21 protein-coding genes are annotated in these 25,786 nt (G+C 63.3%); 3 read left to right on the top strand and 18 right to left on the bottom strand.

The genetic code is table 11. The features are described from left to right. The 14 genes from ACFCU0_RS15440 to ACFCU0_RS15375 all read right to left on the bottom strand — a co-directional run. Nucleotides 1-1,331 (bottom strand): dihydrolipoyl dehydrogenase family protein (locus ACFCU0_RS15440; protein ID WP_434974579.1); only part of this gene is annotated, 1,331 nt, incomplete at its 3' end. Between the two features lie 131 nt (nt 1,332-1,462). Next, nucleotides 1,463-2,563, bottom strand: coding sequence for an ABC transporter ATP-binding protein (locus ACFCU0_RS15435; protein ID WP_434974578.1), 1,101 nt, complete (start codon nt 2,561-2,563; stop codon nt 1,463-1,465). A 97-nt stretch (nt 2,564-2,660) separates the two neighbouring features. Beyond that, nucleotides 2,661-4,289 carry an ABC transporter permease gene (locus ACFCU0_RS15430; RefSeq protein ID WP_434974577.1) on the bottom strand — a complete coding sequence of 543 codons (1,629 nt, stop codon included), beginning with the start codon at nt 4,287-4,289 and terminating at the stop codon, nt 2,661-2,663. A 171-nt stretch (nt 4,290-4,460) separates the two neighbouring features. After that, on the bottom strand, nt 4,461-5,504 hold the full coding sequence (locus tag ACFCU0_RS15425; RefSeq protein WP_434974576.1) for an iron ABC transporter substrate-binding protein: 1,044 nt from the start codon (nt 5,502-5,504) through the stop codon (nt 4,461-4,463). 129 nt (nt 5,505-5,633) lie between these two features. Beyond that, nucleotides 5,634-6,776 carry a glycosyltransferase gene (locus ACFCU0_RS15420; RefSeq protein WP_434974575.1) on the bottom strand — a complete coding sequence of 381 codons (1,143 nt, stop codon included), beginning with the start codon at nt 6,774-6,776 and terminating at the stop codon, nt 5,634-5,636. A gap of 39 nt (nt 6,777-6,815) precedes the next feature. Beyond that, nucleotides 6,816-7,796, bottom strand: coding sequence for an aldo/keto reductase (locus ACFCU0_RS15415; protein WP_434974574.1), 981 nt, complete (start codon nt 7,794-7,796; stop codon nt 6,816-6,818). A 116-nt stretch (nt 7,797-7,912) separates the two neighbouring features. Beyond that, nucleotides 7,913-8,962 (bottom strand): glycosyltransferase family 2 protein, encoded by a 1,050-nt coding sequence (locus ACFCU0_RS15410; protein WP_434974573.1) that lies wholly within the window; start codon nt 8,960-8,962, stop codon nt 7,913-7,915. Nucleotides 8,963-9,060: 98 nt separating this feature from the next. Next, entirely contained in the window at nt 9,061-11,016 is a 1,956-nt protein-coding gene (gene gyrB, locus ACFCU0_RS15405; protein WP_434974572.1) for a DNA topoisomerase (ATP-hydrolyzing) subunit B, read from the bottom strand. A 292-nt stretch (nt 11,017-11,308) separates the two neighbouring features. Continuing rightward, nucleotides 11,309-11,812, bottom strand: coding sequence for a hypothetical protein (locus ACFCU0_RS15400; RefSeq protein WP_434974571.1), 504 nt, complete (start codon nt 11,810-11,812; stop codon nt 11,309-11,311). A 53-nt stretch (nt 11,813-11,865) separates the two neighbouring features. After that, entirely contained in the window at nt 11,866-12,528 is a 663-nt protein-coding gene (locus tag ACFCU0_RS15395) for a CBS domain-containing protein (RefSeq protein WP_434974570.1), read from the bottom strand. 140 nt (nt 12,529-12,668) lie between these two features. Beyond that, nucleotides 12,669-14,162, bottom strand: a complete 1,494-nt coding sequence (gene hflX / locus ACFCU0_RS15390; RefSeq protein WP_434974569.1) for a GTPase HflX — start codon at nt 14,160-14,162, stop codon at nt 12,669-12,671. Between the two features lie 277 nt (nt 14,163-14,439). Continuing rightward, nucleotides 14,440-14,943, bottom strand: coding sequence for a YbjN domain-containing protein (locus tag ACFCU0_RS15385; protein ID WP_434974568.1), 504 nt, complete (start codon nt 14,941-14,943; stop codon nt 14,440-14,442). A gap of 73 nt (nt 14,944-15,016) precedes the next feature. Then, entirely contained in the window at nt 15,017-15,598 is a 582-nt protein-coding gene (locus ACFCU0_RS15380) for a hypothetical protein (RefSeq protein ID WP_434974567.1), read from the bottom strand. Between the two features lie 175 nt (nt 15,599-15,773). After that, nucleotides 15,774-17,894, bottom strand: a complete 2,121-nt coding sequence (locus ACFCU0_RS15375; RefSeq protein WP_434974566.1) for a BatA domain-containing protein — start codon at nt 17,892-17,894, stop codon at nt 15,774-15,776. Nucleotides 17,895-18,127: 233 nt separating this feature from the next. Here ACFCU0_RS15375 and ACFCU0_RS15370 point away from each other — a divergent pair, with 233 nt between their 5' ends. Then, on the top strand, nt 18,128-19,393 hold the full coding sequence (locus tag ACFCU0_RS15370) for a class II D-tagatose-bisphosphate aldolase non-catalytic subunit (RefSeq protein WP_434974565.1): 1,266 nt from the start codon (nt 18,128-18,130) through the stop codon (nt 19,391-19,393). 73 nt (nt 19,394-19,466) lie between these two features. On the opposite strand, the gene ACFCU0_RS15365 is transcribed toward ACFCU0_RS15370, so the two are convergent. Further along, nucleotides 19,467-21,188 (bottom strand): amidohydrolase family protein, encoded by a 1,722-nt coding sequence (locus tag ACFCU0_RS15365; protein WP_434974564.1) that lies wholly within the window; start codon nt 21,186-21,188, stop codon nt 19,467-19,469. Between the two features lie 205 nt (nt 21,189-21,393). On the opposite strand from ACFCU0_RS15365, the gene ACFCU0_RS15360 reads away from it, so the two are divergent. Continuing rightward, nucleotides 21,394-21,621: an AbrB/MazE/SpoVT family DNA-binding domain-containing protein gene (locus ACFCU0_RS15360; protein WP_434974563.1), complete on the top strand. Its 228-nt coding sequence runs from the start codon at nt 21,394-21,396 to the stop codon at nt 21,619-21,621. A gap of 78 nt (nt 21,622-21,699) precedes the next feature. Continuing rightward, on the top strand, nt 21,700-22,176 hold the full coding sequence (locus ACFCU0_RS15355) for a type II toxin-antitoxin system death-on-curing family toxin (protein ID WP_434974562.1): 477 nt from the start codon (nt 21,700-21,702) through the stop codon (nt 22,174-22,176). Between the two features lie 83 nt (nt 22,177-22,259). Here the strand turns inward: ACFCU0_RS15355 and ACFCU0_RS15350 are convergent, their stop codons facing one another. The 3 genes from ACFCU0_RS15350 to ACFCU0_RS15340 all read right to left on the bottom strand — a co-directional run. Next, nucleotides 22,260-22,841, bottom strand: a complete 582-nt coding sequence (locus tag ACFCU0_RS15350) for a TlpA family protein disulfide reductase (RefSeq protein ID WP_434974561.1) — start codon at nt 22,839-22,841, stop codon at nt 22,260-22,262. Nucleotides 22,842-23,433: 592 nt separating this feature from the next. Then, nucleotides 23,434-24,756, bottom strand: a complete 1,323-nt coding sequence (locus ACFCU0_RS15345) for a LamG-like jellyroll fold domain-containing protein (RefSeq protein WP_434974560.1) — start codon at nt 24,754-24,756, stop codon at nt 23,434-23,436. A gap of 469 nt (nt 24,757-25,225) precedes the next feature. Next, the coding region (locus tag ACFCU0_RS15340; RefSeq protein WP_434974559.1) for a T9SS type A sorting domain-containing protein at nt 25,226-25,786 on the bottom strand (561 nt) is incomplete at its 5' end.

The raw sequence follows: 25,786 nt of genomic DNA, 5'->3' as shown, positions 1-25,786 counted from the left end.
GGGTGAATCGTGTCGCCGATGTTGCGAAGCGTGACACCGTTCCGCATGGCGAGTGCGAACGTACTGATCATTTCACCTGCGTGCGCTCCCAGAATGCTCACTCCGAGGATTGTGCCCGTAAGTCCTTTTGAGTACACCTTGATCCAACCGATCGTCTCGCCCTCGGTGATCGCTCGATCCAGCTTATCAAAGGGAAACCGGTAGGTCTCATATTCTACGTCGTCGGCTTCGAGGTTGGCTGGAAAGGCCCCGACGTGCGCCAGTTCCGGGTCGGTGTACGTCACCCACGGCACATGGGTGGCATCGATCGAGGACGGTAGCTTGAGCAGCGCGTTCGTCAGCGCGACCTTCGCCATGTGGCCGCTCATGTGCGTGAACTGGTAGCGTCCCGTGACGTCGCCGACGGCGTAAATATGCCGCTGGTTCGTCCGGCACTGATCATCCACAGTGACGCCACGACGCGAGTACTCGACGCCTGCTGCATCGAGGTTAAGTTGTTCGACATTCGCCGTTCGCCCTGTGGCCAGAAGTACGGCGTCGGCGTCCACCTCGACCGTTTCTCCGTCAACCGTCGCCGTGATCGTCGTCACGCCGTCACTTCGCGACAATGCCTCAACGTCTGCGTCCAGGAGATATTTCACGCCCTCCTTCTCCAGGACCTGTCGCAATTCGTCCGCGAGGTGCGCGTCGTCGTTCTGCAGGATACGATCGCTCATGTCGAGAACGGTGACCTCCGTTCCGAGGCGCGTGAAGGCCTGTGCCATCTCCGTCCCAATGGGCCCCGCACCGATGATAGCCAGCCGTTGCGGCTGTTCGTCCAGGTCGAACAAATCCTCGTTGGTTAAAACGGGAACGCGGTCAAGGCCGTTGATGGGCGGCACGAACGCCCGGGCGCCCGCGGCGGTGATGATGAAGCGGGCGGTCACCTGCTCCGCTTTCTCCGAACCGGTAATGCTGACGGTGTGGCTGTCCACGAAGCGGGCGGTCCCGGAGAGAACGTCGATCCCCATATCCTCGAAAATCTCGGGACGGTCGGCGTCCTCGTACACCTCTTGCCGAACGGCCCGAACGTGCTCCATGACGCCGGGGAAGTCAACCTGGAAGGGCTGATCGGTGAGTCCGTACCGGCTGGCGTTTCGGGCCTGATGGACGACCTTTGCGGCCTTGAGCAGCGTTTTGCTGGGGATGCAGCCCGTCCAGGTGCAGTCGCCGCCGAGGGCCTCGCGCTCCACCATGGCCGTCTTCGCCCCGAGATTCGTCGCGATACCGGCACTGGAAAGGCCGCCCGCACCGCCACCGATGACGAGCACGTCGTAGTCGTACGTGGACATAGCAGAAGGTGCTGAGACGTAGAAAAGAGAGGGATGTGGTGGGCGCCCGAATCTCCGCTCTGTCTACACAGCGGGCGGAGACGTTACGCTGGACCCGGGCGGCATCGACGCGATCGCGGAGCGACCGCAGCCTACGACGGCACCCGCGCTTCCTCCGGGGTCGCGCCATTCATCACGTCGGCGGGGGTGCTTCGGCTCTCCAGAACGACCGCCGACTCCTGCGGTCGGATGGAAACGGCGTCGCCGGGCTGGTACGACATGCGGTTGTGGGTATGCACCAGATACTCCGCGCCCTCGCACTCTACCCGGTAGGTGATGTCGTGCCCCTTGAAGGCGCGCTCGATGACCGTCCCCGTCGGGCCGGCCTTCGTGTCGCCGGGCTCCAGGGTAAGGTGCTCCGGACGAAGCGAAACGAGCACCGTGCCGGTCGCGTCGCGGTTCAGACCGATTTCGCCGAGTGCGGTCTGCGCGTGCCGCCCGCTAGCCTGCGACAGAAGAAGGTTCGTGCGCCCCAGAAACTGAGCCACGAAGAGCGTACGCGGCTGGTAGTACACCTCCTCCGGCGTGCCGACCTGCTCGATCTGGCCACCGCGCATGACAGCGACGCGGTCGGCGAACGAGAGCGCCTCTTCCTGGTCGTGCGTAACGAGCACGGCGCTCATCCCGCGTTCCTTCAGCAATCCGCGCACTTCCTGTCGGGTGCCCTCGCGGAGGAGGGCGTCCAGGTTGGAGAACGGCTCGTCGAGAAGCATCAGCTCCGGACACGGAGCGAGTGTTCGTGCGAGGGCGACGCGTTGCTGCTGTCCCCCCGACAGGTGATGCGGTGCCCGCTGTTCGAAACCGGACAGACCCACCATCTTCAGCGCCTCGCGAGCCTGCTCCGCGCGCTCCGACTTTGGAACGCTCGTCAAGCCGAACATGACGTTTTCGAGCACCGTCAGATGCGGGAAGAGCGCATAGTCCTGGAAGACGAGTCCCACGCCACGTTGCTCCGGCGGGACGTGCTCGTCCGGCCCCTCGATCGTCCGGCCCCGCATCCGGATGGTGCCGGAGGACGCCCGTTCAAACCCCGCGATGCAGCGAAGCATCGTAGTTTTGCCGCAGCCGCTCGGCCCGAGGACGGCGAAGATCTCATCGTCCCAGACGTCGAATGAGACATCCCGAACGACGAGCGGGGCGTCGGGCGTGAACCGCTTCGACAGTTTGCTGACGGAAAGAATCTCGCTGCTCATGGCTGGATGCGGCACGAGAAAAACGTGTCGGGGCACGTAGTGCGTCTGTGCAAGCGCGTGGTAGAGGTACGCGCGTAATTTAGACTGTGTCCATGCATTACGCGTGCGGCTCAAGTTTTCGCCCGACCTTTTCGGTTCTTTTTGATTTTTCTTGAACGAGTAGGAGACCGACGAACGCGGCCGAAAAGAACATGATGGTGAGGGCGTACGGCGCTGCCGCATCGAACATGGCTTCGTTTGCCGCACTCCAGGTCTTCATTGCGAGCGACTCAAACCCGGGCGGCGAGAGCAGGAAGGTGATCGGCAATTCCTTCATCGCGGAGAGGAATACGAAGGCGACACTGACCAGGAGGCCACGCTTCAACATGGGGACCGTCACCGAGAAAAAAGCCTGCGCCGGTGTTCGCCCGAGGGCACGTGCCGCCTCCTCAAGGTTGGGTGGTGCCTGGTAGAGAGCGCTGCGGATGGGACCGATCGCTTCAGCCATGAAGTGAAGGGCGTAGGCGAGGACGAGCAGGGCGAGGGTCTGGTACAGGACCGGCACGCCTGCGAGCGTGAAGACGATTAGGGCGAGTGCGAACGCCAGCGGCGGGGTAGCATAGCCGAGGTACGCCACACGCTCGATGATTCGGGTGGCGCGGGACGGCTCGCGAACGCCCACGTACGCCACCGGCAATGCCAGTACGGCCGCCAGCACGGCCGCAGGCGCCGAGGCGGAGACGGAAGCCCACAGCGATTCACCGAGGGATGCCCACGGGAGACCGGCCACGGCAGAGTCGGCCATCCAGTACGTGACCGTCAGGACGGGCACGGCGACCGAGACGACGCCGACGACGAGGGCGAAGAGGTAGGCGGGGATGCTCCATGACCCGAGTGGCACGCGGCGAGGAGACCGCGTCGCTCCGCTGCCTGTTCGGTGTAAGAGCAATCCGCGAAGCAAGCGTGCTTCCAGAAAGAGCACCCCGACGGTCAGGGCCAGCAGCATCAGTGCGAGGCAGGCGGCGTACACGCGGTCATAGGCCGCCTGGTACTGCAGATAGAGCGCGTAGCTGAACGTCTCGAACCGCATCAGCGAGACCACCCCGAAATCCCCGAGCACGTGGAGAACAACGAGGAGGCCGCCGGACAGAAACGCCGGGCGGAGTTGGGGGAGCACCACGCGGAGGAAGACCTCCCACCGACCGTACCCAAGGGCCTGCGCCGACTCTTCGAGCGCCGGATCCAGCCCCAGCAGTGCGGTCCTTAGATTCAGAAAGAGGTACGGGTACGTTCCAAGGCTGAGCGCGATCAGGGCGCCGTCATACCCTGACAGCCGCGGTAGGACCCATCCCATGAGCTGCGCCAGCGTTCCGTACGTCCCGGTCGTCGACAACAGTACGTAGGCCATTACGTAGCCCGGCACAGCCAGGGGGAGGACGCCGAGAAGTGTCAGCGCGCCTCGTCCCGGAATCGACGTACGGGTGGTCAGCCATGCGAGCGGAAACGCCAGAAGCATCGTCCCACCCAGCACGCCGGCGGTCAGCGAGACCGTATTCCAGAGCAGCCGAAGCGTGCGCTCACGAAAGACCAGGTCGGCCAGCAGCGTCCACTCCGCCTGGCCGGCGCGAACGAAAAGGTAGGCGAGCGGAATGATGACCCCGAGCACGACGACGGCGATCGGGGGCGCGACGTACCACCGTCGGAGCGAGCGAGGTATGCGATCGATCAGATTCACAGAGGACGACATCCGCTTCGGTTAGACGAGGATCGCGCCGCCGGAGCAAAGGGACGCGGATAACGCATAAGCCTGCGGCCCGGAGCATGCCGCAAGGGCACCCTCCAGGCCGCAAACCAACGGCTCTTGACGGTACGGCGAACGGGACCGGAACGGTCCGTCGTCCGCAACAAGAACGGATGGTTAGAGCAGATCTTCGTCGCGGAGCAGGTTCAGCGTCTGATCGATCTCACGGAGGCGCTCCAGGTCGAACTGTGGGCTGAGGCGCAGGGCCTGGTCGGCGTCCATCAGGTAGGGCGGGACCTCCGTGTCTTCGATTACGGGGTACTCATTCACGGTCTGCGCCGCGTACGTCTGCGCCTCTTCCGACAGCAGGAAGCGGATGAAGTCCTGCGCAACCTCGGACTGGTCGGTGGTCTGAAGCACGCCGGCTCCGGTGACGAGCGCAAGGTTGCCGACGTCCCCGTCCTCAAAGTGATAGGTCGCGACCGGGGCTGACGTCTCCTCCTCCGCTTCTTCGCCCTGCGATTCAGGGTTTGCGATGCGGAGCACGTAGTAGTGATTGGTCAGGGCAATGTCGATCTCACCGGCAGCGAGCGCCCGAATCATCGGCGTATTCGACGTATAGCTCTTCGGGTTCAGCTCTTTCATCCCCTGCAGCCAAGTCCGTGCGGTGGAATCGCCCTTCGTCACGCGAAGGGCCGTGACAAAGTCCTGGAAGCTGGAATAGGCCGGGGTCCACCCGATGCGGCCGTCGAATGCCGAAGCGTTCGGCAGATCCGCGATGGAGGCCGGCAGGGCGGTCGTGTCGACCCGATCGGTGTTGTACGCAAGGACGCGGAAGCGAGCGGTAACCGGGACCCAGTTCCCGTTCTCCGACGTGAACCGATCCGGAACGGCGTTCAGGGTGTCGGGCAGATTGGCAAGCAGATCGTTGTTGACCGCGTTGCCGAGAGCACCGGCGGTGTTCGCCCAGAATACGTCCGCCGAGCTCTGGTCGCCTTCCTCCTGCAGGGCGGCGAGGAGCTGAGAGTCGGTTCCGTAGCGCACCTCTACGTTCACGTCCGACTGTGCGCGGTACTTCTCCACCAGAGAATCGACCAGGGCCTGGCTGCGTCCGGAGTAGACGATCAGCTCGGTGTCCTCTTCTTCACCACCCGACTGACAGGCGGTCAGGCTGACCGCAAGAAGCAGAGCGGCAAAAATGGTTGCGAGAGTACGCGTCATAACAGGCATTCGGTCGATGGAAGTCTTGTTTAGACTTATTCTAAAATAGACGCTGCAGAATGTCTGCGTGTGTGGCGGGCGCGGGACGGTTCCTTGCAAAAACTCCACATGCCGGGACCGTGCGGTCGGTCATTTGCCGGAGATCAGGTGCTCGACCGCTTCCCCGAGTCGGTCCGGCGAATGATTTTCCTTCTGGCGCTGCGCCCCCGCGCGCAGGTCTGGTGCCAACCCGTCCGCGAAGAAACGCACGACCGCATCCGCCAGCGCGGGTGGGTCTTCCGGCGGGACCACCAGGCCGGCGTCTTCATGCGGCACGACCTCGGCCAGGCCCCCGACATCGGTCACGACCATCGGCGTTTCGAAGTGAAATGCTATTTGCGCAACACCGCTCTGGGTCGCGCTAACGTACGGCTGAACAACGAGGTCTGCTGCTCCGAAATATACCGGGACATCGTCCCCGGGAATGTAGCCGTCGTGCCAGGTGACCGTCTCCTCCAGGCCCCGGTCACGGATGATCGACCGGTATCGCTCCGGATCCTCGTAGGCCTCCCCGGCAACCACGAGCTTCACCTTCGGCAGGCCCTCTCGGATGCGCGGCATCGCCTCGAGCAGGACGTGAAGGCCTTTGTACTCGCGGATAAACCCGAAGAACAGAAGCACGGGCGCGTCCTGCGGAAGATGCAGGCGGCCACGGGCATCAGAACGATCGACGGGATCCCCGAATCGTTCGTACACTGGGTGATCGATCTGCTGAATGCGCACGTCCTCACCGCAGAGCGCACCGATGTCTGCCGCGACGGCATCGGACATGGCGACGTGCCCCTGGCAGGCCGACAGAAAGAATCGGCTGAGCCGGGCATCCAGCAGGTGCCGCTCGTGCGGAAGCGCATTGTGAACCAGCGCAAGGGATGGGACACCCTGCCACCGAAGCCACCGTGCCATCAAACCGTACGCCGGAGCGAAAAAGGGCATCCAGTACTGAAACAGGACGCCATCCGGCTCGAGCGACGCGACGTGCGCGGCCGTCCGGATCCAGGTCCACGGGAGAACGCTGTCGATCATTCGCGGTGCACCGGCAACCGCTTCTGGAGGCGTTTCCTCCGACTCGTATTGGGTTTTACCGGGGAATAGCCGTTCCGGATATTGACGCGAAAAGCTGATCGGGCGGACGTCGTGACCACGTCGCTGAAGGACCTCGACGGTCATTTCCGTGAAGTGGGCGATCCCTCCGCGGTACGGGTGAACCGGGCCGACGACAACAATACGTGCCATAAGACGGAGCGAGACGTAAACCGCGAGTGCGCGAGTGGGCTACCCGTTTACGGTGCTCATGTCGGGATACCGGTCGCCGACCGCAACGCCGGGTGGGGCGATCTCATCCAGGTGCCTACGCTCGTCGGTAGAAAGATCGATCTGCAGCGCGTCGGCGTTCGCCTCCAGGTGCTCCGGACGGGTCGTGCCCGGAATGGGCACGATGTCGTCTCCCTGATGAAGAACCCAGGCCAGGGCGAGCTGAGCCGGGGTTACGCCTTTCTCCGACGCCATCGCCTCCACGGCATCGACCAGCTCGAGGTTCTTTTCGAAGTTCTCTCCCTGAAAACGCGGATTGTGGCGACGCCAGTCATCGTCCGGCAGGTCATCCGGAGATGTAAAACGTCCCGTCAGGAAGCCACGCCCGAGCGGGCTGTACGGCACGAAGCCGATGCCGAGGTCGCGCACGGTGTCCAGAATGTCCTCCTCCGGCTCGCGGCTCCAGAGCGAGTACTCCGTCTGCAGCGCCGTTATCGTTCGCTCCCGATGCGCGCGCCGGATCGTCTCTGCTGCAGCTTCGGATAGACCCAGATACCGAACCTTTCCGGCATCGACGAGCTGTCCCATCGCGCCGACCGTTTCTTCTATCGGCACGTCGGGATCCACGCGGTGGAGGTAGTAGAGATCGATGTGATCGGTCCCGAGGCGTCGAAGACTTGCATTGCAGGCCTCGTGGACGTACGACGGCCGTCCGTTCAAGCCGTGCATGCCGCCCTCCTCATCTCGAACGATCCCGAACTTCGTCGCCAGGGTAATGCGCGTCCGGTAGGGCTGCAGGATGCCACCGATGAGCTTTTCGTTCGTAAACGGACCGTACATGTCCGCGGTATCGAAAAACGTCACGCCGAGCTCGATCGCTCGGATCAGGGTATCTTCCGCCCGGGACTCGTCCGCCGTACCGTAAAATTCGGACATGCCCATACAGCCGAGGCCAATGGCGGACACAGCGGGTCCGTCGGCGCCAAGCGTTCGCGTCATCATGGCAGCGGGAAGGTTTGTGGCGGCAGACAATTCAGGAGGGCTACTGTCGACCCAAGGTCCGGTTTCTCCCCTTCTCTTTCGCCGTACGTCCCCGCATCAGGATCCGCCAACGGCGACTACGGTGACGTGTAGGACGGAGAGGGCGTCTCCGACGGGGAATCGTCGACGGAGGGATTGTCGACCGGGGGATCGGGGGTCGTCCGGAGCTCGGCGACCTGATACGACGCGGTTTCCTCCATTCGCGGTTGAATAACGATCTCTCCGAGCAAACCCGTCGTGAACATTTGCGCGCCGAAGAGAATCAGCAAAGCACCGAAGAGGAGCAGTGGGCGATCACTCAGTGCTTCTCCGAACACGAGCTTGTCGACTGTGAGCCACAGGCTGATGATGAAGCCGAACAGAAAGGCTACCGTCCCGATAGACCCGAAGAAGTGCATTGGCCGAACGGCGAAACGGGTCAGAAAGATCACCGTCACCAGGTCGAGAAAGCCCCGGATGAAGCGTTCAAAACCGAATTTGGTCCGGCCGTATTTACGGGGGTGATGTTTGACCGGCTTCTCCGTAATGCGGTCGTATCCCTCCCATTTGGCCAGCAGGGGGATGTAGCGGTGCAGTTCGCCGTACACGTCGACACTTTTCACGACCTCGCGGCGGTAGGCCTTCAGGCCGCAGTTAAAGTCGTGAAGGTCGAGGCCGGAGATTTTTCGGGTGACGAAGTTAAAAAACCGGCTGGGCACCGTTTTGCTCAGCGGATCCTTACGCCGTTTCTTCCATCCGCTGACGAGATCGTGCCCATCCCGTAGAAGGTCGATGAGCTCAGGGATCTCGGCCGGGTCATCCTGCAGGTCTGCGTCCATCGTCACGACATACTGTCCCCGCGCGTGCTCGAACCCGACGGCAAGGGCGGCGGACTTGCCGTAGTTGCGCTGGAAGCGAATGCCGGCGATGCGATCATCCTCCGCGTGGAGTCGGTCGATTTCCTTCCACGAGCCGTCGCGTGACCCGTCGTCGACGAGCCAGATGTCGAACGTGAGACCGTTCTCCGTGCACGCTGTCCGGATGCGCCGGACGAGTTCGGGGAGGGACTCCACCTCATCGTATACCGGCACCACGACGGAAACGTCCGGCACGGATTCGGTCGGTGAGTTGGGCGAGGAGCCTGGCATCGGCGAGTAAGGAGTAAGGGAGAGACCGTGCGGCATCGCCGGGACGCCGAGGGCTCCGGCATCTCGGCCGTCATGAGGAATCTGCGCATCGAGGCAGCCTACACGTCGATCGTCGCGTACTTGGCGTTGCGCTCGATGAACTTGCGACGGGGTTCCACCGCGTCACCCATGAGGGTGGAAAAGATCTTGTCAGCCGCTGCCGCGTCCTCGATCGTCACCTGCTGCGTCTTCCGGGTCTCCGGATCCATGGTGGTCGTCCAGAGCTGTTCCGGGTTCATCTCACCGAGCCCCTTGTAGCGCTGCAGACCGGGCTTCTTGCCCTCTTCCCGCAGCTCGCGCATGCGGTTCTGCATCGCGCCTTCCCTCCAGAGGTACTCCTCGTTCCGCCCGTGATTGATGCGATAGAGCGGGGGGAGCGCGATGTAGATGTACCCCTTCTCGAGCAGCGGGCGAAGCTGCCGGTAGATGAAGGTGAGGAGCAACGTACGGATGTGAGCGCCGTCAACGTCCGCATCCGTCATCAGGACGATCTTGTGGTAGCGCAGACGCGAGAGATCGAACTCCTCCTCCGTGGAGGTAAGGCCGGTCCCGAGCGCCGTGACCATGTTCTTGATCTCGTTGTTCTCCAGAATGCGGTCGAGCCGCGCTTTCTCGACGTTCAGTATCTTCCCCCGGAGCGGGAGGATGGCCTGGAAGTGGCGATCGCGCGCCTGCTTGGCCGACCCTCCGGCGGAGTCCCCCTCAACGAGATACAGTTCGGACTCCTCCGGGTCGCGCGACGTGCAGTCGGCAAGCTTGCCGGGAAGACCGCCTCCCGTAAACGCATTCTTCCGCTGCACGAGTTCGCGCGCTTTCCGGGCGGCAGCACGGGCCTGAGCGGCCAGAATCACCTTGTTGATGATCCGCTCGGCCTGCTTCGGATGATCCTCGAGCCAGCGTCCAAGAGCCGTGTTGATCAGCGACTCGACAACGCCCTGGACCTCGGAGTTCCCGAGTTTCGTTTTCGTCTGTCCCTCGAACTGCGGCTCTGCAACCTTCACCGACAGAACGGCGGTGAGCCCCTCTCGAAAGTCGTCGCCGGAAAGGTCGAACTTGATCTTCTTCAGGAGACCGTTGTTCTGCGCATATCCTTTCAGCGTCCGCGTCAATGCACGTCGGAAGCCGGAGACGTGCGTCCCCCCTTCGTGCGTGTTGATGTTGTTGACGAAGGACAGGACGTTTTCGTTGTACGTGTCATTCCACTGCATCGCGAGCTCCACGGGGACCTCGCCGTCCTCCGTAATGTAGATCGTCTCATCCAGGAGGGAGTCCCGTCCTTCGTCGAGGTATTCAACGAACTCGGCAACGCCGCCTTCTGAATAATAGCGCTCGGATTGTAGCTCGGGATCGTCCTCGCGGTGGTCCGTCAGCGTAATCGCGACGCCGCTGTTCAGATACGCCAGCTCACGGAGACGATCCGACAGCGTGTCGAAGCGGAAATCCGTTAGCTTGAAGATCTCGTCATCGGGCCAGAAGCGGATGTGCGTACCCGTCTCCTCGTCCTCGTTCATCGGACGAATTTCCTCTACGGGCCCGTCCGGCACGCCACACACGTAGCTCTGCTCCCATACGGAACCGTCCCGCCACACCTTCGCCTCGAACTTCTTCGCGAGGGCATTCACACACGACACGCCGACCCCGTGGAGTCCTCCGGACACCTTGTAGCTGTCCTTGTCGAACTTTCCACCGGCGTGAAGCACGGTCATCACCACCTCCAGCGCCGACCGGTTCTCGACGGGATGTTCATCGACCGGGATTCCGCGCCCATTGTCTTTGACGGAGACCGATCCGTCCTCGTGGATTTCCACCGCGATCGAGTCGCAGTGACCCGCCAGGGCCTCATCAATCGAGTTGTCCAGAACCTCGTAGACAAGGTGATGAAGGCCGCGCATGCCCACATCGCCGATGTACATGGCGGGTCGCTTTCGGACGGCTTCCAGCCCTTCGAGGACCTGGATATTGGACGCCGCGTACTCGCTGATCGCGCGATCGGGCAGGTCGGTTGTGTTGCTCATTGGGCGCTAAAATTGGCGAAGCAGAACGTTCGTACAGACCGGGGATCAGGATGCAGATCTCAGATCCATACCTATACGTTACGGTCGCGCCAGAGTTCAGTCAAATGCGCCATGCGAACTGTTCGCAAACGTGGGAGGCGAGGGTCGACATTCGGGGGGCAAGCGGGAAAGGGGGAGCGCGGGAAAGGGGGCACCCACTCGACACTTTTTCAGGGCACCCTGCCCCGGTCGTCGGCCCCGACCCAGAGACGTTAATACATTACGACCTCAACACCTTAACACCTGCTCACGGTCACACCTCGTGTCGGGCCCAGACGACGAAACTGATGGCACGTTCTGCCGCGGTATCGAGGCCGGCCAGCAGGACCTCTTCGTCGGCGTCAATCAGGCGTTCAACCTCACCGTGGACGGCTCGCGCTTCTTCAACGAGGGACTCCGACACGTCGGGGTACAGGCTCAGCAGGCGCTGATGCATGTTGTGGAGCAGACGCTCCGAGCGGCGCAGTTTCATCAGCAGATCGAAATGGCGGACGGCCACAGCGATCGGGCGTTCATCCTGCTCGACGAGATGCATGTGACCCAGGACCACCTGCATGAGCAGGTCCATCAGTTCACGCCCTGTGGTGCGCAGAGAGGCACTCGCCCGCCCCGGGGGTTCCTGCGCCGACGGATCGAGGCCGGCTCGGCGCTGCGCAACGCTACTCCGCACGTTCTCCGCCGTGGACAACGTGGCGAGCAACGTCATGGACTGAAGGACGGATGCGACCGTGGACGCCGAATCGGCATTGCTCATCATCTACAGACGGGCTTCAAGGGCAGGCGTCGAGAAAGAATCGGTCCCACGGTCGGCTACACCTCCAGGTACCTCATAAACTCCTCAACCCGGCTCTGCATCTCGGAATCGTCTTCTCCGAAGCTGGCGATCACGTGGTAGTCGTTGTGCTCAAGCACGTGCCGGACGCGTGTGGTGTCCGTCACGTTCAGCTTGAGCGTGACGCGAATCTTCTCGGTGGACGAGTCCGGCTCCTCGGACGCGACGGCGAGTACCTTCGCGTCGTTCTGTTCGATGAGGTGGACGAGCTTAGCCAGAGCGTAGTCGCGCTGATCCACTTCGAGCGCGATGATGGCGCCTGAGCGCTGCGTGGCCATCAGCTTGGCGAACTCGTCAAAGATGTCGTGGCGGCGAAGGAGCCCGAGATAGCGAGTATCGTTCGGCGGCGTAACAGGCACAGTGCTGAGACCGTGCTCGACCATTGTCCGGGCCGCGTCAAAAATGTGCTCCTGCGGACGCACGCTCACGGGGCGATTCCCGAGAAGCGACCCGACCGCATCGTCCGGACCGTTCGCACTCATCATCTGGTCTTCAGAGATTACGCCGACGAGGTGGTCTTTCTCGTCCACGACCGGCAGATGACGCACGCGGTGCTCCATGAGTAGTCCGAGCGCGTCCTCGACCGTATCGGTCGTGTGGAGGGCCGGAATGGCGGTATTGATAGCGTCCTGTACCTTCATCGGCGTGACAGGTCAGTCCAGAAAACTGGGGGTAGAGGGAGTGCCGGTACGTATCTCCGGCATTACTACACCGTACAGTACGCAATGGCTGTGCCGGTGCTCCGCAGATGAAAGATTGTCAGGCGGATATCTCGGGTCCGTCACGTCGTGCCCGGAGATGTTGTATTGGTCGCGTCCGGCGGCGGTTCGACGGCTTCGACCACGACAGCACCAACATCCGGCGCACCGGTCGCATCCCCGTTCTCATCGGTAGCATCTTGCGGAAGCGGGTCGCCATCGGGGCCGATGACCCGGAGCGGGCCGAAGGATTGTACCATCCGCTCGATCCGCTCGGCGTTGCGAGGGGCGGCGCGATAATGCATGCGTGCGACGGCCTGCGGGCTGTCGAACGTCGCACCGTCAGACCCGTCACCGTGCGCCGTCGGGATGCCCTGCGCGTACACGTACTCCTCGCTCAGGACATCAGCCAGGCGGTGGATACTGGAGATGGTCTTCGGCTCCGTTACCGGCACGTAGGAGACGCGCTCGACGTAGTCCCGCTCGATCAGCGCGAGCAGGTCCTCTTTCAGCGCTTCGAGCCCCATCCCACGGAGGGCCGACACAAACGACGCGTCCGGATAATCCCGCTTGAGGGCGCGAATCAGGTGGGCATCCTCCTGTGCATCGACCTTATTGAAGACGATGAGGGTCGGTACGTCGTCGGCGTCGATCTCTTGGAGGGTTTCATTTACCACATCCATGTGGTCCTCGAACCGCGGATGCGTCACGTCCACGACGTGGACGAGGGCATCGGCCTCGCGAACTTCATCCAGCGTGCTCTTGAAGCTCTCGATGAGGCGGTGCGGCAGCTTGCGGATGAAGCCGACCGTGTCGGAGAGCAGGATTTCCTTGTTGGAGTCGAGTTCGACCGTGCGCGTTGTTGCGTCCAGCGTCGCGAACAGGCGGTCTTCCGCCAGTACCCGCGTGTCGTCGGCGAGGGCATTCATGAGCGTCGACTTTCCGGCATTCGTGTAGCCAACAAGCGACACCGTCGTGTACGTGTGGCGCCCTTTCCGCTGGGTCGTCCGCTGGCGATCGATCTTCTCCAGCTTCTCGCGGAGCTTCGCCATGCGTTTGTCAATCAGGCGCCGGTCCGTCTCGATCTGCTTCTCACCGGGCCCCTTCGTTCCAATCCCTCCCGACTGCCGCGAGAGGTGGGTCCAGCGCCGCGTCAGACGGGAGCTGAGGTAATCCAGCTGCGCCAGTTCGACCTGTGTCTTTGCCGCCGCCGTCTTGGCGCGGCTGGCAAAGATGTCCAGGATCAGGCCGGAGCGATCCAGGAGCTTGCAGTTGACCTCCTTCTCGACGTTCCGCACCTGTACGGGCGACAGGTCATCGTCGAAGACCACCATGTCGGCGCCGAGTTCGGCGGCACGACGTTTCAGTTCTTTGACTTTTCCCGACCCAAGAAATGTGGAGGGGTCGGGGCGATCGAGGGACTGCGTCATCCGATCCACCACGTCGGCACCGGCGGTTCGCGCCAGCTGCTCGAGCTCATTCAGATGGTCGCGAACGTCCCAGCGCGATTCATCGGCGCTGATGACGCCGACCAGGATGGCGGTTTCGTCTGACTTCTCTGTTTCGGGCTTGTACAAAGGCGATGATAGCTTTTGATCAGGTCGTGAACGCGGCAAACCCGCGTGTAGCCGGACGTCCGGTGATACTCTCTCTCCTGCGAGGGAGTGCTACAGGCTCACCCGACGCACGATGACGGCACACGAACCGGAGACAGCCGGTTAACCGGCTCGCAGCGTTCTTGTCAACGTAGAATCGACTTCCATAATATATACCTTCCACGGGGCGACGTGTTGCAGGCCGGCTGCCGTGCAGTCGGCTTTCAGCCGGTCGGGCAGAACGTCGGCGAGCCGAGTGTTATCGCATGTCTCGCAGCACGTCTTCCGGTCGTTCGTGGTCAAATGCGACGCGTCGCAGCGCTGCCACGTACCGGTTCATGACGACCACGTTGGCGGTGACGAGGTTGCGAACCAGCGGTACGGAGATGCTATCGTCGGCGACGTCGATGCTGGTTTTCATCCGGAGCTCTCCCGTATCGAACCCGAGTTCGAAGTTGCCGATCGGAAGATCGAAATTCACCCGGGTGATGAACTCTGCGACGGCGCCGAGCCGGTCTCTGGGGATGGCCTCCGGGTACACGGAGTAGAAGAGCGCCTGCTCGGCCTCTTCCAGTGCGATGGCGTAGCACATCCAGGTGTCGTCCTCTCCCTCGAACTCACTCTGCAGGGCCGGGCGCGGTCGCTCGACGGCATCAACGGGCCAGCCGCTGGTTTCGAAAAAGGACTCGAGGGCCGACCGGATGGGCCCGGCGGCTCCCGTCGCAGGAGATCCGTTGGATGAAGAGGCAGGAGAATGGGACATGCAGCCGTTCGAGAATGATGAGCGGAGCGACGGGCATTCGATGAGCGGGGTCCGGCCGGGTCGCGCCCCAAACTTACTCATCCAATGCTTCTTCGTCGTACGGTTCGCGCATGGTACACCGGAACCGCGGGTCGAGTTTTCTGGAAATCAGTTGTTCAAACGGCGCACGCTGGGACTCGGGGACGGGTAGGTTCATCCGGCAGCGTTCGCCGTCGTCATTTTCATAAAAGAAAACCACGTAGGCGCGCCCGTCATCTTCCGCGGCGAAGTAGTCCGTGATCTGGCTCCAGGACACCGCCCGGCTGATGCAGGTGACGTCGTGGATGATTCCGTACTCGGTGACGATCACGGACCGGCACAGCCAGGTGGCGATCCACCAGAAGACGCCGCCGGCCGGGTACCCGGTCATGACGTGAGGGGCAATGCCCCGCCCGGTCCAGGCCGACGCGAGAAAGGCGACGGCGACGATAGCCAGGAAGAGCGTCGGGCCGATCGGGATGCCATAGAATTTCCCGGTTCGCCAGACGAGAAGGGGCTTGCGAACCCGGATTCGACTGATGACCGCCAGCAACATGGACACCGATGTGGCTCCGACGAAGACGGAGAGCACAGCCGCATGCAGGAGGAAGAAAATATCTGCGGGCGAATCAGGCATGACGGTCGTCGAACACGTGTGGGTCCCGCAGTTTGTCGGAGAGGTCGATATGAAGGTGGGGTCCGTCGCCGCCGGCTGCTGCGCCCTGTCGTGACGTTCTCACGCCCACCTCCCGGCGCCGGTAGCAACTGGACGATGGGGCGTGTCCACCGTCAGCGCGGCGATCGGGATACCGTCAAGCAGACACCGTCTCGGGCTGCCAGAGGCGCGCCAGCACCTGTTCGGATACCAGGAAGAGCAACGCCAGGAGCAAAAAGACGTTCCAGATTTCTGTGCCGGCGCGCTGCTGCTCGAGGGCCGTCGCGACGCTTTCGGAGGCGTCGGAAACGAGCGGATCGACCGGTCCGCCAATGGCGCTGCGTAGCGATGACTGGGCTTCGTCGAGCGGTGCCGTTGCCAGGTTCGATTCGGCCGACGGGACGGCAACGGCAAGGCGTCGTACCACGCGATCACCCGCCATCACGTCGTAGATTCCCGTCGTGTGCAGTTCCGCGCCGACGTTCAGAAGCGTCGCACCGAACAACGACCGCTGCTCCGGGACACGGTCGACGCCGTCCGGGCCGACCAGGCGGACCTCCTCCTCGGGCGAGATGCCGGTGATCCGCAGCTCGGAGGAAGCGCCTGCCTCGATCGTTTCCCCGCTCACGGACGTCCCCGCTGACAGGTAGTACACCGATCGGTACAGGAGCGGGATGAAGAGCCCGCGGACTGGCAGGTCGCTCCACTCGGGATCCGGCGCCACGGCCGAAACAAGCGCCACACCACTCCCCGCCCGCAGTTCCTGCAGAAAGGGGAATCCGTTCGACAGTTCGATGAGCGTTTGCCCGCGCGCCCCGGCCGTCGGAGTGTTCATGGCGTAGTACACGTCCGGGCTTTCGACGTTGGATCCGTCGCCACCGCCCTCGGTGTCGAACACGCCATCGAACAGCGGGTGCTCGATGTCGACGCGCTCGAACGTGGCGATAGCCCGGCGGGCGCCGAGTTCGCCGCTGAACCCGCGGAACGACCCGCCGCCCAGCGCACCGAAGAGGTCGCCGTACTCATCGGGTCGCGACCGGGCGCCGGGAAAGACCATGACGCCGCCCCCGCGCTCCACGTACCGGCGCACGGAATTGACTTCGCCGCTTGACACGGACTGCAGTCCGACCAGCAGCACGGCGTCGTATTGCCCGAGATCCGCGGACGGGAGATCCGCTTCGGGAATGGTCTCCGTGCGAAAGGCCAGTCGATCAGCAATCATCTCCGAGGACAGCGCCAGGTCCACGTACCGCGTTCGCTGCCCCTCCCCACGTACGACCAGCACACGCCGTTCTTCCGGCACATGCAAGATAAACGGTCGCGTGTTGTCCGGCATGAAGGCGTCGTCCTCGATTTCCACATGCCCGGTCAGCCAACCGCGCGATGCCGGGGACACCGCAAACGTCACCCGGGCCGGCTCGCCGGGCTCCAGGTCGGCCGTCGACTGAGCGACGCGGTCGCCGTCCAGGTACACGCTGGCCACGGCACCGGGCCGCGATTCCTCTCCGTGGTTCACGAGGGTTGCCTCAATCTCGACAGCCTGCCCCACCTCGACAATGCGACTTCGGACCTGCACGTCGATGACCCCTACGTTGCTCTGCGACCGAGTTCCAACAGGAAGCAGCGTCGTGGCAACGCCTTCCGGCATCGGCGTGGACGTCGAGTCGCCGAGCATCGATCGCTGAAGATCCGACGCCACGTACACGACCTTCCGTGGAGCCGTGCTCTCGGAAAGTGCCCGGGCTGCCTGCACGACCGCGGTGGCGATCGCTGACGCCCCGGCTGCCGGTTCGATCCCACCAACCGCGTCGCGGGCAGCCGGCAGGCTCTGCATCATCGTGGGCCGGGCACCGTCCTCCCGCGCCGTTGGCCACACGACGACATCATCCCCTTCCGATGCCGACGCAATCACGTCGTCCGCCTTTGCGCGGGCCTGGGCCAGATAGTCCCCGTCCACATCGGTCATCGTCATCGACAGCGAGTTGTCAACCACGACGGCATGAGCGGTTCGGATCTGCTCGCCGACACCGGACAGGCCGCCGGTCAGGGTCGGCTGGGCGAAGGCGAGGACGAGGCAGGCGATGGCAAGCATGCGCAGGGCGAGGAGCAACCACTGCTTAATGCGAACGCGCTGGACCGCTGACTTCTGCAGTTCCTTGACGAACGACAGAGAGCTGAAGTCGACGCGCTGTGGACGACGCAGGTTAAAGAGGTGCAGGAGCAGCGGTATGGCTATCGTCGCCAGCGCGAGCAAAACGAACGGGTTGAGAAAACTCACGTCGGGGCCTCAGCGGCGTCGCTGCGAAAGTCGTCGAGCACGGGGTCGGCTGCAACCTCCCCTCGAATGGAGGGGTTCCAACGCACGGGTACCGGATGCCGGCGAATACGGACGCCAAGGGTTCGGCTCCCCGTCCATCAATTTCCATCTCCGTTCTGTATGTTGTATCGATCGAGCGTCCCGTCCCCGGGGCACACGTCGGTTTCCTATCGATCGCCATGCCATCCGTTGCCATGACCGATACGCTTTCCCCTGCCGAAACGCTGTCGCGTGAGGCACGTGCGGCCGGTTCTTCGCTCACCGCGCGGCTCGTGGACGGACTCCTCGGGCGCGCGTCGGACGACGACGGACGCATTCGCCATACACTGCTGGCCGTCTGTCCAAATTCAGAGACCGTGGCGCGGGCTGCCCTCGAAGCGGCCCACGAGGCCCGAGCGCCTCTCCTTTATGCAGCCACGCTCAATCAGGTCGACCGGGACGGAGGATACACCGGGTGGACACCCGCGTCCTTCGCCTCGTTCGTCGAGGAGGAAATCCGCCGGCTCGCCGTGGACGTGCCCGTGATTCTGTGCCTCGATCACGGGGGACCGTGGAAAAAGGATGCGCATGTACAGAACGAGCTGACCTACGAGGCGTCTCTCGAAGAGGTAAAGGCGTCCATACGGGCATGCATCGATGCCGGGTACGACCTCCTTCACATCGACCCGACGGTTGACCTCCGGCTTCCGCCCGGGCAGCCCGTCCCGATCGAAGACATCGTCGATCGAACGGTCGACCTGCTGCAGGACGCCGAGGCGTACCGCAAGGCGCAGGACAGGCGCCCGATCGCCTACGAGGTCGGTACGGAAGAAAGCGGCGGAGGGCTCCAGAGCGAAGATCGCTTCTGCGAGTTTCTGCAACTCCTCGCGTCGGCCATCGACCGCAAGAATCTGCCTCGACCGCGCTTTGTGGTCGGAGACGTGGGTACGCGGCTCGACACGTCGCACGTGAACGCCGTCCGGGCGGCCCGGCTCGCATCCGAGGCCCGGCAGCAGATCGGCGCCCTTCTGAAAGGACACTACACAGACGCCGTGGAGGACCTCGCGGTGTATCCGCTCGCCGGGATCGGCGGTGCCAACGTCGGCCCCGGACTGTCTGCCGCCGAGTTCAATGCGCTCACACGCCTGATCGATCTCGAAAACCGCCTGGATGCGACTTCAGGCTTTGCTGATGCGCTACGGACGGCCGTGATCGACAGCGGGCGGTGGCGCAAGTGGCTGCGACCGGAGGAGGCCGGCCTGGCGTTTGACGACCTGCCGGATGATCGACGGCATTGGCTCATCCACACGGGATCTCGCTACGTGTGGACCGAGACCGAGGTCGCCGCCTCCCGCCGGCGGCTCTACGACAACGTACGTTCCTACCGCGACCCGGAAGCGTTCGTCCACTGGCGGGTACGATCGGAAATCCTGCGCTACTTCCACGCCTTCAATCTTGTGGGACTGGCGGACGGGATCTGACACCGCCCGGACGATTGCCACCCCACCCGGCGAGGCGCCCTTTATCGCACGAGACTCTTGATCGCACGAGGAATTACCTCACAAACTCAACACGAGCGATTTTGCCGTCCTCGTTGACGTGGTAGATCGCGATGGCGTTGGTCACATCTCCATCGGACGCCATACCGCGAACCCGTTCCTCATCAATCACGACGGTCCCCTGCACCATCCGCCGCGTGACGTTTGCGAAGAGGGTCGGATTTCGGGAGAAGAGCTGGCTGTACACGTCCCGCATCCGGCTTGTGCCCGTCATCTGCAGCCGGTTCGGGTAGGCGTAGACCTTCACGCTGTCCGCATACGCGTCGAGGAAGCCGTCGATGTCGTGTGCGTTGTAGGCGTTCAGTTGCTGCTGCACGGGCGCTTCCGCGCGGGTCGGAAGAAGGGATTCGATCCGCAGCAGCTCGCCCCGCCGTACGACGGCGTCCACGTCGAACGCGTGAGCGAGATCGTCGAGCGGGTTTCCGTTAACGATCGCCAGGTCAGCCTGCATCCCGGCCTCCACCCGCCCCAGATCGTCGCGGCCCATGAGCGTCGCGCCTCCGACGGTAGCCGTTTCCAGAATCTCCGCAGGGGACAGGCCCGCCGCTCGCATCAGCTCAAACTCGCGCGACAGGGACGGGCCGTGAAGCGTGCCGATATTGCCGGCATCCGTCCCTGCAACGACGGTAACACCGGCATCATGAACGGCCTTCAGGTTCTGCATCGCCACCGAGTCAGAGGGGATCGCCGGGCGCTGCGCAATCATCCGGCGCATGCGGTCCGACAGCAGCGAGTCCGGCAACACCTGAAGGTCGAAGAGCGAGGCGATCACGTCCTTCTGCCCGATTCGATGCTCGGCCACGGTCAGGTTTAGCGTCTGGGCGAAGGTCTGCCCGTACCGCTCGCTGACCATCAGCGTCGGGACGTATAGAACGTTCTCAGCGACCAACTCCTGAACAAAGGCATTGTCGACCGGGCGGTCGTAGACGCTGTGGACGAGGATGTCGGCCCCGGCCTCCACCGCCGTACGGGCCGTCTCCAGCCCGGTGGCGTGGACCGCGACGCGCGTATCCAGACCGTGCGCTTCGTCGATCACCGCGTCGACCACGGGCCGGAACGCCTCCGGGCCTTGGCCGCGGACGATGTACCAGATTTTGATCAGGTCCACGCCGGCATTCACCTGTCGCCGCACCTCCTCGCGGGCGGCACCGGGCGACTCGAACCGCAGGATGGGCTTGTCGTCCACCGTGAACTCGTCCGGCTCGACACTCGAAATCAGCGGGCCGGCCGTCACGACCGTCGGTGCCATCCTCGCGGTATCGGCCTGCGCTCGCACGTCGAGGTTCCACATCGGGCCGCCAACGTCGACAACGGACGTCACCCCGCTTGCCAGATAGCGCCGAAAGGTGTCCGGCAGCCGCTCCTCGATCATCGCTATCTCTTCGTCGTACGGTCGCGCCGCCCGGAGGTCGATCACGTCGGGGCGTGTGTACAGTCCGCCGCTCTGAAAGAAGTGGACGTGCCCGTCGACCATGCCGGGCATAATATAGCGGCCGGACACGTCGACGACGACAGCATTATCCGGCACCGTCACGTCATCATTGCTCCCGACGCTCGTGATACGATCGCCCCGGATGACGACGACGGCATCGCTGATCGGGTCGGCACCGGGCGTGACAACGGTGCCGTCTATCAGCGCAACGGCCTGTGCGTCATCCTCCTGCTCCTGCGCATGCGAAGCCGGCAGACAGAGAACTGCTACAACTGCAATCAGCATGGCAAACGCGACGGTATGTCTCCCGCTCCCCGATGGCCGGATCCGAGGGGCAGGAGTCGTGCAGGCGACGCAGGAAGGGAATATCATCGTCATGCGGAATGACTGCAGAAGAACGTGCCCGATGAAGGTAGGCATTGCGTCGAACTATTCCACACAGGCACGATTGACGACCTATCCACTGGCCGCACTGTGCCCCGCGAGCGTCATGCCTACAACTACGACCATTGAGCGCGTCGACGGCGAACTCCGAGTCGCTGTTTCGGAGATGATGCTCAAGCACATGCACCTCGGGGAAGGCGACCGGGTCCACGTGATCGAGTCGTCAGACGGGATTCTGATCGTTCCCTTCGACGAGGACTTTGAGGAGGCCATGTCGCTATACGACCGAGGAAAGGCTGCATACGACAACGTGCTGGAGCAACTCTCCGATTGACGGTCCGGTGCTTCGCCCTCCGATGATGCCGCATGCTTGATGCCGGATCGCCTGCCCTCTGCCCCCTCCCCTCCACCGATGCATACGTCTTCGGCTCATCCGGACGGCTCCCGCGACGACGTGCAGGAGCCAAAGAGTTCTGAACCCCGCGCCCGGGAGCAGGGAAGCGAGGAGCCCCGGTGGATTACTCGTACAATGCTTGACGCGATACACGCGGATCTGGTCCGGACGTACGGCGGGCTACCGGGCGTCAACGCCGATGGACTCATCAGTCTCGCGCTCGCCCGTCCGCGCGACCGCTGGGCGACGAAGGAGCAGCGCCCCGATCTTGCGGATCTGGCCTCGACCTACAGCTATGCCCTCTCAAAAAACGCCGGATACCGCGACTGCAACCTGCACGTGGCGTTTATGGCGATGTACGTTTTTCTCGGCCTGAATGGGCGACGCCTCGTGCTGGAACCGGACGACCCGGTCCGGGAAATCGTCAGCGGCGTTGCGAGCAACGGACCGGGAAAACTGGCATCGTGGATCCGGGACCACGTGGTGGAGCGATAACGAGGCAGCGGCACACCGCCCGGTTCGTCCCTGCACACCGGCTGTGCGCTCTCCCGATGCGCAGGAGAACGGAGCCCTACATCTCATGAGTCCTCGTCCAGCAGATCGTTGATCGCATCGCGCAGCGCGGGCTTCAGAATCAGCCCCGTGTGACGGTAGCGAATCTGCCCTTCCGTGTCGATCAGGTACGTCCGCGGCACCGTATTGCCGGGAAAATGCCGGGCCGCCACACCGGGGTCGTGTATCGTGGGAAAGTTGATCTCGTACTCCTTTACGAAGTCACGGACGAGGTCCTCGCCTGTGCGATCGACGGCAATGCCGACGAACTGAACCGGCCGGTCGGCCATCTCCGCCTGCAGGTCGACGAAGCCGGGCATTTCGACGCGACACGGTGGGCACCACGTCGCCCATACGTTGACGACGACGATCTCGCCGCGATGGTCAGACAGACGAAAACGCTCCCCGTCCAGCGTCCGCGCCTCCACGGGCGGCGCCGCTGTACTCGGCTCCGACAGATCAATCGGAGGCATCAGCTGCAGATACAAATATACCGCTGCTCCCAGCAGGACGGGCCAGTGCCAGTAGTTCCAGATGAGGCGTCCCGCGCGACGGAGAAGGGATGTGGAGGCCGTCTGCGAGGGGGAGGATGGAGATTCAGGAGCCATGGAGGCACAGCGTAAGGGGGATGGATCGCTGATATGGTCGGTAGACACCGCTACCTGCACCAAGGAAGAGCGTTCCACCGGGACCCGGCTACGCTAACGACGCTGGCCGGCGATATGACGCCGGCTCTATGAGGAGTTCGAGCCAAGAGACGTGAGTCTGGAAACGGGTGCCGGGCTGCATTCTCCTCCACCCGACAGGGCGGGCACGTCGCACCGGGTCGAGTACAAACAGCGACGACGGGTGATCTCTAGTTGCAGGGCCACAGACCGCAACCGTCGAGATACACCCGCCGTCCCGATTCATCCATCCGATGGGAGTATACAAAAGAAACGCTGGAGAATCATCTGTCTCCCCGGATTTTCCTGCACGGGGAACCAGGTTGCGCCGAAAGCGACGCGCCTCAACGTGTCCCGGCGCAGTCCAATGGTTTCTTTCTCCGCAGAGGAAGGATGAATGCGGCTCTGGAGGCACAGAAGCCGCGGGTCGAGGGGCGAGACGGAGGACATCCGATCCTCGCACCAGACCAGGTGAACGACGCCGATCCCCGAGCGACGGGCGTCCGGGAAAGCGAGGTCGCGAAATGCTATTGCCTTAGCGGACTACGGAAACACGACGCGTTTCCGTGCCTGCCGGTGTGCGAACGCGAACGAAATAGGTGCCGCTGGGGAGGTCGTCGGCGCGTAGTCTGAGTCGCGCCGGTGCGCCCGGTCGCAACGTGCCGTCGTATAGCGTTTCCGTGCGCTGACCGAGAACGTTGTATAGTTCGACAGTCGTTTCGGTGGGATCCTCGACCTGGACCTCCACCGTTCCGCTTGTGCGGACCGGATTGGGGTAGGCCGTCACCGTCAGCGGCTTGTCCATCGCAACGTCAATCGTAATCGGCTCATACAGCGTTTCGGTGCCATCCACGTCGACCTGTCGGAGGCGAAACGAGTGCGTTCCCGGAACCAGGTCGCCGACCCGATAGGAGTAGCGCGTGGCGGCGGTCGTCGTCCCCCGTCCCATCCGATAGCCGACGCTTTCGAAGTCGTCCGTGCCCGGGGCCCGATGCTCGATCTGAAAGCCGTCGTTGTTCGTTTCGGCAATGGTTTCCCAGTGGAGCACGGCACCTGTCCCGTCGGCGGTGCCGTTGAACGAGGCAAGTTCGACCGGCAGTTCTTCCTCCATCACCGAGCGCACCTCGGGAGGCGTGAGGACCCCGTCATATATCCGCAGCTCGTCCATCAACCCGTCCCAGATGTCGCTTCGCCCCTTGGCCCCCTCCCCGACGCGGAGATGGACGTTTCGAACCGTCACGCCCGACGTCTTCAACGGTGCATATGTGGGGTTGTCCACCGTCCCGTTGATGATCAGACGGAGCGGTTCACCGCTTTCGTAGATGAGCGCGAGGTGCTGCCACGTCGTGGCCTGCGCATACCAGCGGCTCTCGTATTCTTGCTTTCCGTTTCGCGTCCGGACGCCCCCCTTAACGACGTTCACACCGCCACCGAAGAGACCGTCAGCGTCGTAGCGGAGCGAAATATTCTGGTCATCGTCATCCGGCGGCTGGGTGTTGACGATGCCGGCGTCGGTGCCGATCACCTCTGACCGAATCCAGACCGTGATGGTAAACGCGTCCAGTCCGTTGAGGTACCTGTTTGCGTTCGGGTCTTTGAGGAATCCCGGGCCGCCGGACATGCGGATGGCCCCGTTGAGGCGCCCTTCCGAGGTCCACGTGATTCCTTCCCCGCTCACGCGGAGGTACCGACCGTTGCCGCTGTCGTCCGTAATCGTTTCACCGGTACGAAACTCGGCATCCGGCCCGGCGTCGGGGGGAGCGTCAAAGGAGTAGTATGTCAGAAGATCTTGCCCGGTCGCTGGCATAACGGTGACGAAGACCGTGCACCAGAGTGCGACCAGCTGTCGCCAGTTCATCGCGCGTGAGATCCAATGATCCGAAGGGAGCGTGGGGTACGATCGGTCCGCGCTGGGGGAGGCGCGGAGTCGGACGTCGCCTGCTTATATCGGAAAGGACCGTGCCAGCCTGCTCGTTGCGCAATGCCAGGAGTACAAATGTGCAGCGCCAGCCCAGAACCGCGACCACGGCGGCACCGGGCGGCAGGTCCCTGGCAACTCCCTGTTTCGAATTCTCCGGATGGTGCGCGAATCGAAACACCGATCCGGAGAAAGCGACCGAACCTTCTTTCGATAAACTCCGTGAGCCCTGAAATGGTGTACTTTCTACCCATTCGGCCGGTCACGGGCACTGATTTATGCCAGTGAGTTGTCCGGCTTCATCCGTCATGGAAGAAAACGCACCGGACCAACAGACAAACGGGCGGCCCCTCATACCGGGACCGCCCGCTGCGTCGACGTTGCCGTCAACGAGATTCACGCTCTGGCGCTAGCGAACGACGACAAACCGCTGCGTGGCCTGGAACTGGTCGCCGCGAACGCGGAGGAAGTAGACCCCGCTGGGGAGCGTCGCGGCATCGACCGTGAGCTCCGTCGGCGACTGCGACGTGAGCGGTCCGTCGAAGACCGTCTGCACGCGGCGGCCGAGCAGATCGTACAGCTCGGCGGTGACCGTCTGTGCGTCGGCCACCTGGAGCGTGGCGCTTCCACGGGCGGACACAGGGTTTGGTGCCATGCTCGATATCGTGTAGCGTCCTGCGAGGTTGATCGTGGCAGTGATCGTCGGGCCGAAGCTCTCACTGCCGTCGATGTCGACTTGGCGCAGGCGGAACTGGTAGGTGCCTGGAGCCAGATCCGCGACGCGGAAGGTGTAGCGCGTGAGCTCCTGCGTCGTGCCCTGTCCCTCGACCTGCCCGACCGTCCGGAACGGCGCGTCTCCGCTTCGCTGCTGCACGTCGAACCCGGCATTTGCCGTCTCCGAGAACGTCGTCCAGTTCAGGATGACGTCGTCGCCGTCAAGCGAGGCCGTGAAGGGGCCGAGTTCGACCGG

Origin of the sequence: Longibacter sp. (genome assembly GCF_051155795.1) — a bacterium.
GTDB lineage: Bacteria > Bacteroidota > Rhodothermia > Rhodothermales > Salinibacteraceae > Longibacter.
This window is presented reverse-complemented; position numbering and strand designations above follow the sequence as displayed.

Bases quoted from the DNA above. Each gene is read 5' to 3' on its own strand.
- ACFCU0_RS15415 (WP_434974574.1), bottom strand. From the start codon at position 7,796: ATGATGACGCGAACGCTTGGCGCCGACGGACCCGCTGTGTCCGCCATT.
- ACFCU0_RS15420 (WP_434974575.1), bottom strand. From the start codon at position 6,776: ATGGCACGTATTGTTGTCGTCGGCCCGGTTCACCCGTACCGCGGAGGG.
- ACFCU0_RS15370 (WP_434974565.1), top strand. From the start codon at position 18,128: ATGACCGATACGCTTTCCCCTGCCGAAACGCTGTCGCGTGAGGCACGT.
- ACFCU0_RS15410 (WP_434974573.1), bottom strand. From the start codon at position 8,962: ATGCCAGGCTCCTCGCCCAACTCACCGACCGAATCCGTGCCGGACGTT.
- ACFCU0_RS15350 (WP_434974561.1), bottom strand. From the start codon at position 22,841: ATGGCTCCTGAATCTCCATCCTCCCCCTCGCAGACGGCCTCCACATCC.
- ACFCU0_RS15345 (WP_434974560.1), bottom strand. From the start codon at position 24,756: ATGAACTGGCGACAGCTGGTCGCACTCTGGTGCACGGTCTTCGTCACC.
- gyrB (WP_434974572.1), bottom strand. From the start codon at position 11,016: ATGAGCAACACAACCGACCTGCCCGATCGCGCGATCAGCGAGTACGCG.
- ACFCU0_RS15360 (WP_434974563.1), top strand. From the start codon at position 21,394: ATGCCTACAACTACGACCATTGAGCGCGTCGACGGCGAACTCCGAGTC.
- ACFCU0_RS15425 (WP_434974576.1), bottom strand. From the start codon at position 5,504: ATGACGCGTACTCTCGCAACCATTTTTGCCGCTCTGCTTCTTGCGGTC.
- ACFCU0_RS15365 (WP_434974564.1), bottom strand. From the start codon at position 21,188: ATGCTGATTGCAGTTGTAGCAGTTCTCTGTCTGCCGGCTTCGCATGCG.
- ACFCU0_RS15435 (WP_434974578.1), bottom strand. From the start codon at position 2,563: ATGAGCAGCGAGATTCTTTCCGTCAGCAAACTGTCGAAGCGGTTCACG.
- ACFCU0_RS15400 (WP_434974571.1), bottom strand. From the start codon at position 11,812: ATGATGAGCAATGCCGATTCGGCGTCCACGGTCGCATCCGTCCTTCAG.
- ACFCU0_RS15380 (WP_434974567.1), bottom strand. From the start codon at position 15,598: ATGCCTGATTCGCCCGCAGATATTTTCTTCCTCCTGCATGCGGCTGTG.
- ACFCU0_RS15385 (WP_434974568.1), bottom strand. From the start codon at position 14,943: ATGTCCCATTCTCCTGCCTCTTCATCCAACGGATCTCCTGCGACGGGA.
- ACFCU0_RS15395 (WP_434974570.1), bottom strand. From the start codon at position 12,528: ATGAAGGTACAGGACGCTATCAATACCGCCATTCCGGCCCTCCACACG.
- ACFCU0_RS15430 (WP_434974577.1), bottom strand. From the start codon at position 4,289: ATGTCGTCCTCTGTGAATCTGATCGATCGCATACCTCGCTCGCTCCGA.
- ACFCU0_RS15355 (WP_434974562.1), top strand. From the start codon at position 21,700: ATGCATACGTCTTCGGCTCATCCGGACGGCTCCCGCGACGACGTGCAG.